9 protein-coding genes and 1 tRNA gene are annotated in these 13,258 nt (G+C 72.0%); 7 read left to right on the top strand and 3 right to left on the bottom strand.

Features of this window, described 5'->3' with window-relative positions; genetic code table 11:
* The first annotated feature begins 82 nt into the window (after nt 1-82).
* A complete protein-coding gene (locus tag BM064_RS28365) occupies nt 83-1,765 on the top strand; it encodes a calcium-binding protein (RefSeq protein ID WP_143103338.1) in 1,683 nt (560 codons plus the stop codon).
* A 314-nt stretch (nt 1,766-2,079) separates the two neighbouring features.
* On the opposite strand, the gene BM064_RS14475 is transcribed toward BM064_RS28365, so the two are convergent.
* The 3 genes from BM064_RS14475 to BM064_RS14465 all read right to left on the bottom strand — a co-directional run bounded on the left by BM064_RS14475 (nt 2,080) and on the right by BM064_RS14465 (nt 5,394).
* Nucleotides 2,080-2,156: transfer RNA gene (locus BM064_RS14475), tRNA-Arg, on the bottom strand.
* A gap of 173 nt (nt 2,157-2,329) precedes the next feature.
* Nucleotides 2,330-3,421 carry a P1 family peptidase gene (locus BM064_RS14470; protein WP_092860505.1) on the bottom strand — a complete coding sequence of 364 codons (1,092 nt, stop codon included), beginning with the start codon at nt 3,419-3,421 and terminating at the stop codon, nt 2,330-2,332.
* A 530-nt stretch (nt 3,422-3,951) separates the two neighbouring features.
* Nucleotides 3,952-5,394, bottom strand: coding sequence for a sensor histidine kinase (locus tag BM064_RS14465; RefSeq protein ID WP_342741370.1), 1,443 nt, complete (start codon nt 5,392-5,394; stop codon nt 3,952-3,954).
* Between the two features lie 201 nt (nt 5,395-5,595).
* Between BM064_RS14465 and BM064_RS14460 the strand changes: the two genes are divergently transcribed.
* The 6 genes from BM064_RS14460 (at nt 5,596) to BM064_RS14435 (ending at nt 13,171) form a co-directional block, all read left to right on the top strand.
* The gene (locus tag BM064_RS14460; RefSeq protein WP_092860504.1) at nt 5,596-6,402 is read left to right on the top strand and encodes an FkbM family methyltransferase; all 807 of its coding nucleotides are present in this window, start codon (nt 5,596-5,598) and stop codon (nt 6,400-6,402) included.
* Between the two features lie 332 nt (nt 6,403-6,734).
* Nucleotides 6,735-8,792: an ABC transporter substrate-binding protein gene (locus BM064_RS14455; RefSeq protein WP_092860503.1), complete on the top strand. Its 2,058-nt coding sequence runs from the start codon at nt 6,735-6,737 to the stop codon at nt 8,790-8,792.
* A gap of 203 nt (nt 8,793-8,995) precedes the next feature.
* Nucleotides 8,996-10,000: an ABC transporter permease gene (locus tag BM064_RS14450; RefSeq protein WP_092860502.1), complete on the top strand. Its 1,005-nt coding sequence runs from the start codon at nt 8,996-8,998 to the stop codon at nt 9,998-10,000.
* Nucleotides 9,997-11,175, top strand: a complete 1,179-nt coding sequence (locus BM064_RS14445; protein WP_092860501.1) for an ABC transporter permease — start codon at nt 9,997-9,999, stop codon at nt 11,173-11,175. Before BM064_RS14450 ends, BM064_RS14445 begins: the two co-directional genes overlap by 4 nt.
* Nucleotides 11,172-12,167, top strand: coding sequence for an ABC transporter ATP-binding protein (locus BM064_RS14440; protein ID WP_177236268.1), 996 nt, complete (start codon nt 11,172-11,174; stop codon nt 12,165-12,167). Before BM064_RS14445 ends, BM064_RS14440 begins: the two co-directional genes overlap by 4 nt.
* Complete coding sequence (locus BM064_RS14435) at nt 12,164-13,171, top strand: ABC transporter ATP-binding protein (protein WP_092860500.1); 1,008 nt, start codon at nt 12,164-12,166, stop codon at nt 13,169-13,171. Before BM064_RS14440 ends, BM064_RS14435 begins: the two co-directional genes overlap by 4 nt.
* Nucleotides 13,172-13,258 lie beyond the last annotated feature (87 nt).

Raw genomic sequence — 13,258 nt, 5'->3', positions numbered from 1 at the left:
GGCGACGATTGCGCGCGCGCCCGTCGACCTCGACAATCGACTGCACGACTCGCCCTTGAGTTGCAACGCGATTGGAAAGCCCGTGCCTGTGTACGAGATCGACGTCGTCTACTTCGGACCTGGCGGGCGCTATTACGCCCGACCGCACTACGGCGCGGTGATCGACGGCGACCAGAGCCCGCCGGCAGGCAGCGCATACGTCGCCGTCCTCCCGCCCGAGGGCATCCCCCCGACGAGCCCCGAGGGGTTCTCGACCGTCTACGCCGGCTTCATCCTCTCAGGGGACGGCGTGCTCCAGGATTTCCGCGGCGTGGGCTTCGAGAATGCCGGGCAGCTGACCGTCGCCCTGACGAATTCGACCGTGTTTCTCCCCGACGATCTGCCGCTGGAGATCGATTACTATTCGGCGGAGGTCACCGGCAACACGATCCATGCCGGCGACGGTGACGACGCCATCGTGTTCTACGGCGACAACACCCTCTACGGCGGCGACGGGAACGACACCCTGATCAACGTGGACCACGCCGTCGGCGGGCGGGGCGACGATCTCTTCCGGTCGGTCGAGGAGGCCTACGGCGGCGGCGGAGACGACGTCGCGCAGGGAACCGTGTCGACCTTCTACGGCGGGCGGGGGTTCGACGAAATCCGCCCCTCGGGCCTGGCCCCGGCCATCGCGGTCCTGAAAGGCGTCGAGCGGCTCACGGCCCAGTCCGCCTTCAAGCTGCTCGAGGCGACCGTCGACCGCCCCCGCATCTCGATCGACGCACGCCTCGAGGGGGTCGAGCTGGTGTTCCTCGATGACGGCCGCACGCCGGCCATCAAGCTCGACGGCGCGGCGTCGCGCGTGATCGGCCCCCGTTTCGTCCGTACCGATTCCGCCGACACGCTGCTCCTGGACCTGGGGGGCGGCGACGACGTCTACCGGGCGCAGCGGCGCCCCGACGACCACCTGTGGGTCGACGGCGGCCAGGGAGACGACCGGCTGATCGGCTCCCGCGGCGCGGACGCGCTGTCCGGCTGGCTGGATTCGGACCTCCTAGAGGGCCGCGGCGGCGCGGACAGCCTCGACGGCGGCTCCGGCGACGACGTGGTTCGAGCGGGCAACGGCGCCGACCTCGTCCATGGCGGCGTCGACGACGACCGGCTGCTGGGCGGCGAGGGCCACGACGCGCTGCATGGCGACGACGGCGACGATCGCCTGGTCGGCGGCGACGGGCGCGACGCGCTGTTCGGCGGCGCGGACGACGACGCGTTGCTCGGAAGCTCCGGCGACGACGAGCTCTTCGGCGGCGAGGGATCGGACCGGCTGTTGGGCCAGGCGGGCCGGGACTTGCTCGAAGGCGGGACGGGCGGCGACCTGTTCCGCGGCGGCGGCGGCGACGACCTGCTGCGGGGCGACGCCGGGGACGACGTCATCAGGGGCGACGCCGGCGCCGACCGGATCTCCGGGGGCGATGGATCGGACCGGCTCTTCGGCGGCCGGGGCAACGACGTGCTCTTTCTGGGGGCCGGCGACGACTCCGCCTCGGGGGGCCGAGGGTCCGACGTGCTGGTCGGCGCGCTCGGATGCGGGATCGACGTCATCCTCGGATTCGACGTCCGTCGGGACCTGTTCCGCATCGAGAGCGGCGCCCAGCGGTTCGGCGAGCTCGACATCTCGCAGCGCGGCGATCGGACCTACGTCACCTATGGATCGAGCAGCGACATCCTGGTCCTCATGAACATCGACGCGAGCGAGTTGGACGCCTCCTGCTTCGTCTTCTAGAGGTGGACGATGCCCGAGATCGCGCATCCGACGCCCAAGCCCCGCGCGACGCGTCGCAGCCGGCAGGCAGCCCCGGCGCGACCGCAGGCCGCTACGGATGCGTGACGGCATCCCGGGCCTCACGCGCGCGGGCCTTTCCCTGGGACGCCCAACGGATCCGTCGTCTCGAGCTGATCCGCCGCGGCGTTGCGTGGACTGACGATGCAGCAGGAGCAGGGGAAGACAGCCCCCGGCGAGCCCGAATCGGGAACCGGAATCGCGACGAGCCACAAGCGCCGAATTGAAACAGCGGGCTCGAAACTTGGCTAATGTATTGGCGCACCGGGGAGGATTCGAACCCCCGACCCCCAGATTCGTAGTCTGGTGCTCTATCCAGCTGAGCTACCGGTGCAGGGCGCTGCGGTCGTTCCCGCGGCGCTGCGGGGCTTCTAACGGGGGGGCGGGGGGAGTGCAAGAGGGGTTTCGCACTCCCGACGCAACGTCGCGCAAGAAAGTTCGGGACGCCCCCAGCGAGGGCCCCGGAGCGCAGGCGCGGCAAGGCGCGGGCGCCCGCCGGAGCGAGGCTCAGCCGAGGTCCCGCCAGGCCGGGCGGCCGCCCGGGACCGCCACGGCCGCGTGGACCGCCCGGGCGACGGAGCGGGCCACGCAGTCGGCCGCCGCCGAGCCCACCGCGGCGAGGCGCAGGGCGCGCTCGCGGCCCGAACCGGCGCAGACCCGCTCGGTCGAGAGGGCGAAGATCGTGTCCCCGTCCATCGGCGTGTGAGAGGGGCGGATCGCGCGGGCCAGCCCGTCCTGCGCCATCATCGCCAGCCGGCGGCACTCCGCCGGGGTCAGGGCGAGGTCGGTGGCCGCGAGACCGATGGCGGTGGCCCGGCCGGGCTCGGCCGCGGGCGCGTCCGCCGGGGCGAAGGCGAGCCGGCCCTCCCCGGGCAGCGGATCGAGGGGGCGCGGAGCGGCGGGGTCGGGCCGCTCGCCCCCGAACTCCCAGGCGCCGTCGGGGCCCTGCATCTCGAAGGGCCAGGCCCAGAAGGCGCGGGAGCCGGGCATCAGGACCGAGCCCACCGGGTTCGCCGCCACCAGCGCCGAGACGGTCACGTCCCGCCCGCCCTCGCCCAGCCCCGGCAGCACCGCCGAGGCGGAGCCGAGGCCCCCCTTGATGCGCCCTGCGTTGGCGCCGGTCCCCGCGCCGACGGAGCCGATCTCGAACTCGGCGCGCGCGGCCTCGAGCGCCTGGCGGGCGAGGCGGGGGTGGGGCGGGCCGCCCTCCGCCGCGAAGGTCTCGGCGAAGCCGGGGGCGAGGTCGAAGAGGATCGCCGAGGGCACGATGGGCACCGACGGCAGGCCGGGCGCCATGGGCAGGCCCTCGCCCCGGGCGGAAAGGGCGGCGGCGACCGCATCGCCCGCGCCGAGCCCCAGCGCCGAGCCGCCGGAGAGGACCAGCGCGTGCAGCCCGCCGACGAGGTTCTCGGGCGAGAGGGCCTCGATCTCGCGGGTGCCGGGGCCGCCGCCGCGGACGTCGGCGGCGGCGGGGACGCGGCCGGGGGCGAGGATCACGGTGACGCCGGTCGCGAGCGTGGCGTGGCGGGCGTGGCCCACCCGCAGGCCGGCGACGTCGGTCAGCAGGTTGCGGGGGCCGGGGCGGATGGAAGCGGACATCGGGACTCCGGAGGCCGGGAAGGGTCGCGGCGACCATAGGCGCGGCGGGCGGGCGAGGGGAAGGCGTTCGGCCGGGAGACCTGCCCTCTCACTGGACGACCCGACCTCCGGGCGCGCCGCCCGCCCACGAGCCCAAGCCCGCCCGCAGGGCGCCTATGGGCCCGGGAGTCCGCGCTTCTCTACTAGCGGTCTACAGGCGCCCTGCGGGCGGGCTTGGCTGCGTCGCACCGCTGGCGAGCGGGTGCAGGGCGCCCCCAGAGCAGGTTCTCCGGCGACGGCGGGAAGGAGGCCCCGGGTCAAGCCCGGGGCGCTGCTGCGTGTTGGGCAGGCGAGAGGCGGCGGGCGGAGGGCGAAGGATCAGACGGCGCTCGGCTCGGCGGCTCGCCGGAGGGCGGCGGGGTCGATTTGCGAGCAGCGAGGCCCATGCGCCGTCGCCGTCATCCGCGCCCTGCAGACACAGGACGGCGGGCGGGAAGGATCGGGCGGAGGGGTAGGCCGACGTGGGCTCGCCCGCTCCCCCGACGCCGCTCTCAGGCGGCGGAGCGGCGGTCGGGGCGGCCGCCGGGGGCGAGGCGGGGGCCGGCGGGGAGAGTGACCCGGAAGGACGCGCCCTCGGTGGTGGAGGCCGCGAGCTCCACCCGCCCGCCATGGGCGCGGGCTAGCTCGGCGGCGATGGCGAGGCCGAGCCCCGCGCCGCCGCGCGTGGCGCCGCCCTTGAAGGGGGTGAAGAGGTTCGCGCGCGCCTGCTCGGGCAGGCCGGGCCCCTGGTCGGAGACCTCGATCACCACCGTCTCGCCCGACCGCGCGGCAGAGATCCGCACCTCGCCCGAGCGGCCGGCGTTCTCCATCGCCTGGCGGGCGTTGCGCGCGAGGTTGACCAGCACCCGGTGGAGTTGGTCGGGATCGGCCGGCGCGGTCAGCCCCTCGGGCGCGGCGTTGACGAAGCGCACGCCGCCCGCGGCGGGCTCGGCGACGTTGCGGTCGGGGAAGACCACGTCGCCCACCTCCTCGGCCAGCGCCCTCAGCGCCACGGTGCGGATCACCGGCGCGGGCTCCTCGGTCTTGCCGAAATCCAGCGTCGAGGCGCAGAGCGCCGCCGCCCGGTCCAGCGAGCGGATGATCTTCGGCCCCACCCGCGCCACCCGCGGATCGGCCGACCCCTCCAGCCGGTCGGCCAGCAGCTGCGCCGTGGTCAGCAGGTTGCGCAGGTCGTGGGAGACCTTGGCCAGCCCCTCCCCCATCGCCGCCAGCCGCGCCTTCTGGCGGAGCGCCGAGCGCAGCTCGGTCTCGAGCCCGGCGAGCGACTTCTCGGCCTCGGCGATCTCGGCGATGCCGGAGCCGGGGCGGATCACCCGGTCTGGGTCCTCGGGGTCCTCGGCGAAGCGGCGCATGTTCTCGATCACCCGGGTCATCGGGCGCACCAGGAAGCGGCGCAGGGCCATCCAGATCAGCAGGCCGGTCAGCAGCGCGATGACCGCGGACATCGCGAGGATCCGCAGGGCGTAGGCGATCATCGCCTCGCGCAGGCGCGCCTCCTCCAGCGTCGCCTCGATGGCGTCGCCGCCGCCGTTCACCGGCATCCCGATCACCCGGATCACCCGGTCCCCGCCCATCGCCAGCACCCGCCCGGCGTGGCGCCACTGGGCGAAGGCGTTCTCGGTGCGCAGGTCGTAGGTGGCGTCGATCGGGCGCGGCGCGGGCTGGGCGAGGATCAGCACCCGCGCCTCGTCGCGCTGGAGCACGATGTTGAGCACCTCGGCGGTCTTCAGCAGCTCCTGCTCCAGGTCCGGGGTGACCATGTCGTCGGGGGTGGCCAGCAGCGCCAGCGAGGCGATCTGGGCGCGGTCCAGCCGCTCGCGCAGGTAGTTCTCGCGGAACGAGACCACCGAGGGCGCGAAGAACAGCGCCTCGATCAGCATCACGAAGGCCGCGGTCAGCAGCAGCAGCCGCCCCGACAGGCTTCGGATCAGCATGGCCGCGCGCGCGTGGGCATCGCGCCTCCCTTCCGCCCGCGGGTCCCGGGGGACGGCGGGACCGGCGGCGCCCCTGCGCCGCCGAGTTGCCCCGATTGTAGGGCTGAGGTAGGACGCGCGCCAGTGGCCGCGTCGACCTGCCCCCTTCGGGGGCGGGTCCGCGCGCAGGCCGCCGGCGGCGGGACCGGGGAGGATCAGCCGATGCCCACGACCCTCGAGGTCATGCTGAAGGGAAAGCGCCTGCGGGTTCAGGCGCGCAGCGAGATCGAGCGCGCCTTCTGGGCCCCCTTCGCGCAGGGCGAGGCGCATGTGGGCTGGGAGGACGAGACGCTCGACTTCGTCGCCGCCCGCGCCGCCCGGGGCGTGGTCTTCGTCGACATCGGCGCCTGGATCGGCCCGGTCAGCCTGCTCGCCGCCTCCCGCGGGGCGCGGGTGCTGGCGCTGGAGCCCGACCCCGTGGCCCGCGCGGCGCTGGAGGAGAACCTCGCCCTCAACGGCCTGCGCGCCGAGGTGATCCCGGCCGCGCTGCACGCGGACGGCGGCGGGCTGACCCTGTTCGGCGGGCGGCGGGGCCTGGGCGGCTCGATGACCTCGGCGCTCGGCGTGCACCGGGGCGAGCCAGTGCACGTGCCCACCGTCACGGTCGAGGAGGTCGCCGACCGCGCGGGCGAGGGCGCGGCGCTGATGAAGGTCGACATCGAGGGCCACGAATATGCGCTGGGCCCGGAGCTCGCCCGCCTGCGCGCCCGCCTCGGCGGACGGCCCGAGGGGGCGGCCCTGCACCTGTCGCTGCACCCGCGGCTGCTGACCAAGAAGCTGCGCCGCTCGTGGACGCTGTTCGCCTCCCGCCGCGCCTTCGAGGCGACGCGCGACCTGCTGGCCTGTTTCGGCGACGCGCCGGTCTCGGTCTCGGGCGAGGGGGGCGGCCCGCTCGACGAGGCCGCCCTGCGCGAGCGCTTCGCCCGCCGCGGCGGCGTGCGCAACTTCGCCGTCGAGATCGGCGGCTGAGCCGAGGTCTCCGCCGGCGGCCCCCCGTCGGCGGAGACCCGCCCGCCGCCCCCTCCGCGGGCCGCGCCGGGCGCCCTTCCCCAACGTTTCGCGACGAGATGAACGCAAATCGCCTGCGGTTTGCGCAGGCGCGCCTGTCGAAAAGGCGCCCGTCTTCGTTGGCGCGCGAATGAAAGGCGCCCCGGTCCGCTTCGCTTGACAGGCGCGTAAGGCGAGTCGCAGCCTGTTCCCGCCCCGTCGTCCGGCGGCGGCGAGACGCCATGCAGCCCCCCTCCCAGGCCGCCTATCAGCCCCGAGTTCCGCAGCTCACTCCAGGACATCAAGAGGACCGCATGAAACGCCAGTTGCTCGCGAGCGCTTCGCTCTGCGCCGTCGCGACCGTATTCGCGACCGCCGCCGCCGCGCAGGAGTGCCCGACCGTCACCGTCGCCGACCCGATGGGCGTGGCGCCCGGCGCCTACCCGCAGCAGTACGACCTGGCCGAGTTCCAGGAGCTGGCCTCCTGCGCGCTGACCTTCCAGGAGAACCCGGAGATCGGGGCGCTGAACGCCCGCATCACCGGCAACCCCGCCGAGCTGCCCCCGGTGGCCGAGCGCCTGCCCGAGGAGCCCCTCGTCGTCGCCCCCTACACCAGGATCGGCGTCTACGGCGGCGTGCTCGACGGGCTCTCGAACGCGACCGAGGCGGGGACCTCGGACCTGCTGTCGGTGCGCCACGTGAACCTGGTGCGCTTCTCGGACGACCTGCAGACGATCGTGCCCAACGTCGCCAAGTCCTGGGCGTGGAACGAGGACTTCACCGAGCTGACCTTCGTCCTGCGCCGCGGCCACAAGTGGTCCGACGGCGCCCCGTTCACGGCCGAAGACGTGGCGTTCTGGTACAACGACGTCACCATGAACCAGAACCTGGTGGAGAAGCCGCGCGACCTGTGGTTCGCCGGCGGCGAGCCCTTCACGGTCGAGGTCGTGGACGAGACGACGGTGAAGTTCTCGATGGCCGCGCCCAAGCCCGGCCTGCTGGCGAGTTTCGCCACCGACTTCGCCCAGCCGTTCCTGCCCAAGCACTTCTTCGGCCCCTTCCACCCCGACGTCTCGCCCGACGCGGACGAGAAAGCCAGGGCGCTCGGCTTCGAGAACGGCTATGAGCTGATCAACTTCTACTACGGCGCCTCCGACTGGAAGGACGTGCCCTCGCCGTATCTCAAGGACCCGGCGAAGATCCCCTCCCTGCCCGCGGCGGTGGCCCCGACGCTCGAGAGCCACATCACCGTCGAGGACACCACCGAGGGGCGGCGCGTCGTCGCCAACCCCTACTTCCACATGGTGGACACGGCCGGCAACCAGCTCCCCTACTTCAACGAGATGGCCGAGCTCTACGTCAACGAGAACGAGGTGCGCATCCTCAAGATGGTCAACGGGGAGATCGACTACAAATCCCAGTCGATCACCCTGCCCGACGCGCCCACGCTGCTGGATGGGCAGGAGGCCGGCGGCTACGTCGTCGACCTGCGCCCGCAGATCGCCTCGCCGACCATCACCTTCAACCTCACCGACGCGGACGAGGGCAAGCGGGCGCTGTTCGGCGAGAAGGACTGGCGCCTGGCGATGTCCACGGCGATCAACCGAGACGAGATCAACTCGGTCGCCTATTTCGACCTCGGCACGCCCAAGCAGATGCTGACCTTCGCCCCCACCCCGTCGTTCGCGACGGAGGCGCAGGCGAGCTTCGCGACCGAATACGACCCCGACGGCGCGAAGGCCAAGCTCGACGGGCTGGGGGTGGTCGACAAGGACGGCGACGGCTGGCGCGACCTGCCCGACGGCTCGCCCCTCACGCTCAACATCCAGTTCGCCACCCAGGGCGTGGCGACGGCGGTGATCGAGCTGGTGGCCCAGCACTGGAAGGACGTGGGCGTGAACGCCACCATCAAGGAGGTGACGCCCGACGAGTACCGCGCCGCCCAGTCGGCCAACGAGCTTTCGGTTCACGTCTGGCTGCACGGCGCCCCGATCCCGGTGATCCTGGGCGACCCGCAGCCCTTCATCGCGCCCTTCGGCAGCTACTTCTTCCTGCGCAACGGGATGCTGTGGGCCCAGTACATCGACACCGACGGCAAGGAGGGCGTCGAGCCCCCCGCCTGGGTCGGCGAGTGGAAGGACCTGGTCCTGTCCTGGCAGCAGCACCTGCCCGGCACGCCCGAGTCCGACGAGATCGGCGCGAAGCTGATCGAGGCGCAGCTCGACCAGTTCATCTTCATCGGCCTCGTCGAGGCGCCGAACCCGATCTACCACTCCGCCAAGCTGGAGAACTGGGAGACGCCCAAGACCTGGTCCTACGAGTACTACCGCGTCTACCCCTACCGCCCGCAGCAGTGGTCGCTGGCGGACTGACGCCGCAGGCGTGAGACCCGCGCGCGGCCGGCTCCACCCGGCCGCGCGCCCCCTTTCCCGATCCCAGCCCGCGCGGCCCCGCCGCGCCACGTCCCAGCCCGCGCGGCCCCGCCGCGCCATGTCCCAGCCCGCGCGGCCCCGCCGCGCCATGTCCCAGCCCGCGCGGCCCCGCCGCGCCTGAGCGCCAGGAGCCTCCGCCCCGCATGGCTTTCCTCCGCTTCATCGCCGTGCGCCTGGTCAGCTCGCTGGCCACGCTGCTGATGATCTCCTTCATCGTGTTCTCGCTGATGGAGCTGGTGCCGGGGAACTGCGCCGAGCGCTACATCGCCTACAAGAACACCCAGGGGCAGACGATCACCGAGGCCGACATCCGCGCGATGGAGGTCACCATGGGCCTCGACCGCCCGTTCGTCGAGCGCTGGGCCGGCTGGGTCTGGGGGGTGTTCGCGGAGGGCGATTTCGGCACCTCCTGCCTGATCCGCGCCGACGTCGCCACCATCGTGGGCGACAAGTTCTGGCTCTCGCTCGCGATCTGCCTGGGCGCGCTGGCGCTGGCCTACCTGATCGCGGTGCCGGTGGGCATCCTCTCGGCCCGCGTCCGCGGCGGGTGGGCGGATTCGATCCTGCGGTTCGCCTCCTACCTCGGTCTCGCGCTGCCGAACTTCCTGCTGGCGCTGATGATCCTGCTCTCGGCCACGGTGTTCTGGAAGACCGACCTCACCGGCCTCTTCTCCGCCGAGTTCCGCGAGGCGCCGTGGTCCTGGGACAAGTTCGTGGACATGCTGAGCCACGCCTGGGTTCCCATCGTGATCCTGGGCTGGTCCGCGACCGCCTTCGCGCTGCAGACCGTGCGGGCGCTGGTCTCGGACGAGCTCGACAAGCTCTACGTCACCGCCGCCATGGCCCGCGGCGTCGCCGGCCGGCGGCTGCTGTGGCGCTATCCGGCGCGCCATGCGCTGGGGCCGCTGGTCAATTCCGTGGGCTTCGACCTCAACCGGGTGTTCAACGAGCTGCCCATCGTCGCGGTGGTGCTGATCCTGACCGACGCGGGAAAGCTGCTGTTCGACGCGCTCGCCCGCTCCAACGACCAGGAGCTCGCCGGCGCGATCATCTTCATGCTGACCGCCTCCATCGTGGGACTGAACTTCCTGACCGACATTCTCCTCGCGGTGATCGACCCGCGCGTGCGCAAGGGGCTGTTCAAATGATCGCCCGGGTCTTCGGCCGCGGCGCGGCCCAGTCGAAGGAGGACTATTTCACCGCCTCCCAGAGCCAGCTGATCTGGGCGCGGTTCAAGCGAAAGCGCTCCTCGATGGTCGCCGCCGCGATCCTGCTTCTGTTCGTGCTGTGCGGGGTGTTCGCGGATTTCCTGTCGCCCTACGATCCCACGTCAGCGGGCCGCAATCCCGACTACACCAACGGCGCCCCGCAGCTGCCGCAGTTCTGCGACGACCGCGGCTGCTCCGTCGTGCCCTTCATCAAGGGGGTCGAGCGCTACCGCGGCGCCGACACCAACTTCCGCTGGGTGACGCGGGAGACGGACGAGCGCAACTACGTCGCCTTCTTCACGGAAGGCTGGACCTACCACTGGTTCCGCATCGACTGGACCATCCCCGTCCTGGGCCGGATCTTCGTCCCCGGGATCGAGATGAACACCCACCTCTTCGGGCTGGAGGGCGAGGGCTTCATCCACATCGCCGGCACCGACGCGCAGGGGAAGGACATCTTCTCGCGCACCCTGCACGCTATCGGCGTGTCGCTGGCGGTGGGGACCATCGGCGTGGTGATCTCCTTCGTTCTGGCCCTCGTGATCGGGGGCACCGCCGGCTATTTCGGCGGGGCCTACGACACCGTCGTGCAGATGATCACCGACGCGATCCGGACGGTTCCAACGATCCCCCTCTTCATGGCGCTCGCGGCCTTCGTGCCCGACGAGTGGTCGGCCGAGACGCGGTTCTTCTTCATCTCGATGATCATCGGCCTGATCAACTGGCCCACGCTGGCGCGGCGCGTGCGCACCCATATCCTGGCCGAGCGCAACGCCGACTACGTGCTGGCGGCCGAGCTCTGCGGCGCCCCCGCGGGCCACGTCATCCGCCGCCACCTGCTGCCCAGCTTCGCGAGCTACATCATCGTCGATCTGGTGATCTCGTTCCCCTACATGGTGCTGTCGGAGACCGCCTTGTCCTTCATCGGCCTCGGCCTGAAGGATCCGGTGAACTCGCTCGGCGTCATGCTGCAGAACACCACCAAGGTCGACGTGCTGCTGAACTACCAGTGGTACTTCATCCCCGTGCCGGTCTTCGTGTGCCTGGTGCTGGCCTTCGTCTTCGTCGGCGACGGGCTGCGCGACGCCGCCGACCCCTACTCGGAGCGCAAATGACCCTGCTGTCCGTCCGCGACCTGACGGTGCGCTTCGCCACCGACGAGGGGCTGGTGACCGCGGTCGACCAGGTCTCCTTCGATCTCGAACCCGGCGAGGTCATGGGTCTCGTGGGCGAGAGCGGCTCGGGCAAGTCGGTCACCGCCAAGTCGATCATGCAGCTCAACTTCGGCGGCATCCGCTATGGCGAGACCTCGCAGATCCTGCTCGACGTCGACGGCCGCCAGACCGACGCGCTGAAGCTGAAACGCCCCCGGGACCTCCGCCTCGTGCGCGGCGGCGCCGTCTCGATGATCTTCCAGGAGCCGATGGCGAGCTTCGCCCCCGCCATCACCATCGGCGACCAGATGGTCGAGCAGCTGATCCTCCACAAGCGCGTTTCGAAAGCGGAGGCCAAGAAGACCTCGATCGAGTTCCTCGATCGCGCCGGCATCTCCGACGCCGCCCGCCGCTTCGACCAGTATGCCTTTGAATTGTCCGGCGGCATGCGCCAGCGCGCCATGATCGCCATGGCCCTCTCCACCCGCCCTCGCCTGCTGATCGCCGACGAGCCCACCACCGCCCTCGACGTCACCATCCAGGCCCAGGTGATCGACCTGATGAAGGAGATCGTGGCCGAGTTCGGCATGGCGATCATCTTCATCACCCATGACCTCGGCGTCATCGCCCAGACCGCCGACAAGGTGGCGGTGATGTATCTCGGCAAGATGGTCGAGCAGGGGCCGGTGCGCGAGGTGATCCGCACCGCCGCCCACCCCTACACGCAGGGGCTGCTGAACGCCCTGCCCGACCTGAGCGACCTCGACAGCCCCCTCAAGCCCGTGCCCGGCGACATCCCCAGCCCGCTGGAGCGTCCCGCGGGCTGCGTCTTCCACACCCGCTGCCCGGAGAAGATCCCCGGCCGCTGCGACGCCGCCGTGCCGGCCATGGCGCCCGTCGCCCCCGGCCACGCCTGCGCCTGCTTCGCGCGCGAGACGGAGGGCGCGGCATGAACCGGCCGCTGATCCGGATCGACGGCCTCTCGGTCCACTACCCCCTCAAGGGCGGCCTGCTGGGCGAGCCGGTGGTGCTGCGCGCCGTCGACCGCGTGTCGCTGGAGATCCCCAGGGGCAGCTTCTTCGGGCTGGTGGGCGAGAGCGGCTCGGGCAAGACCACGCTGGGCCGGGCGATCCTGAAGGCCGCCCCGATCACCGAGGGACGCATCGAATACGACGACGGCGAGGGGCGCCACGACGTCGGCGCGATGAAGAACAAGGGCGAGATCCGCGACTTCCGCAGGCGCGCCCAGCTGATCTTCCAGGACCCCTACGCGGCCCTCTCGCCGCGCATGACCGTGCGCGACATCATCGCCGAGCCCCTCGAGGTCATGGGCATCACCAGATCCCGCGCCGAGACCGACGCACGGGTGCGCGAGATCGCCGCCCGCTGCCGCCTGAACGTCGAGCATCTGCGCCGCTTCCCCCACGCCTTCTCCGGCGGCCAGCGGCAGCGGATCTCCATCGCTCGCGCCCTGGCGCCGACGCCCCGCTTCCTGGTGGCGGACGAGAGCGTGGCGGCGCTGGACGTCTCGATCCAGGCCGACATCCTCAATCTTCTCAAGGGCCTGCAGCGGGACCTGGGGCTGACTTTCCTGTTCATCAGCCACGACCTCTCGGTGGTGGCCCATGTCTGCGACCACGTCGCGGTGATGTACCTGGGCCGGCTGGTCGAGACGGCGCCGACCCGCGCCCTCTTCGCCCGGCCGCTGCACCCCTACACGCGGGCGCTGCTGTCGGCGATCCCCTCGCTCGACCCCGACGACCGGGGCCGCGCCTGGAAGCTGCAGGGGGAGATCCCCTCCCCCGCCGACCCGCCCTCGGGCTGCCGCTTCCGCACCCGCTGCCCCTTCGCCCGCGAGCGCTGCGCAGCCGAGGAGCCCGCCCTGCGCCCGCTGGCCAGCGGCCACGAGGTCGCCTGCCACTTCGCCGAGGAGCTGGAAGGCGCGGTCCCCGCCTGAGCCTCCGCCCGGGGCGCGCCCTGGCGGATGCTAAGTTTCCGTTAGGTCATTTCGATTGACCCCCGTCCGCGGCCGGCGCCATGCTTC

Source organism: Albimonas pacifica (genome assembly GCF_900113695.1).
GTDB lineage: Bacteria > Pseudomonadota > Alphaproteobacteria > Rhodobacterales > Rhodobacteraceae > Albimonas > Albimonas pacifica.
This window is presented reverse-complemented; position numbering and strand designations above follow the sequence as displayed.

Bases quoted from the DNA above. Each gene is read 5' to 3' on its own strand.
- BM064_RS14450 (WP_092860502.1), top strand. From the start codon at position 8,996: ATGGCTTTCCTCCGCTTCATCGCCGTGCGCCTGGTCAGCTCGCTGGCC.
- BM064_RS14455 (WP_092860503.1), top strand. From the start codon at position 6,735: ATGAAACGCCAGTTGCTCGCGAGCGCTTCGCTCTGCGCCGTCGCGACC.
- BM064_RS14465 (WP_342741370.1), bottom strand. From the start codon at position 5,394: ATGCTGATCCGAAGCCTGTCGGGGCGGCTGCTGCTGCTGACCGCGGCC.
- BM064_RS14445 (WP_092860501.1), top strand. From the start codon at position 9,997: ATGATCGCCCGGGTCTTCGGCCGCGGCGCGGCCCAGTCGAAGGAGGAC.
- BM064_RS14460 (WP_092860504.1), top strand. From the start codon at position 5,596: ATGCCCACGACCCTCGAGGTCATGCTGAAGGGAAAGCGCCTGCGGGTT.
- BM064_RS14440 (WP_177236268.1), top strand. From the start codon at position 11,172: ATGACCCTGCTGTCCGTCCGCGACCTGACGGTGCGCTTCGCCACCGAC.
- BM064_RS14435 (WP_092860500.1), top strand. From the start codon at position 12,164: ATGAACCGGCCGCTGATCCGGATCGACGGCCTCTCGGTCCACTACCCC.
- BM064_RS14470 (WP_092860505.1), bottom strand. From the start codon at position 3,421: ATGTCCGCTTCCATCCGCCCCGGCCCCCGCAACCTGCTGACCGACGTC.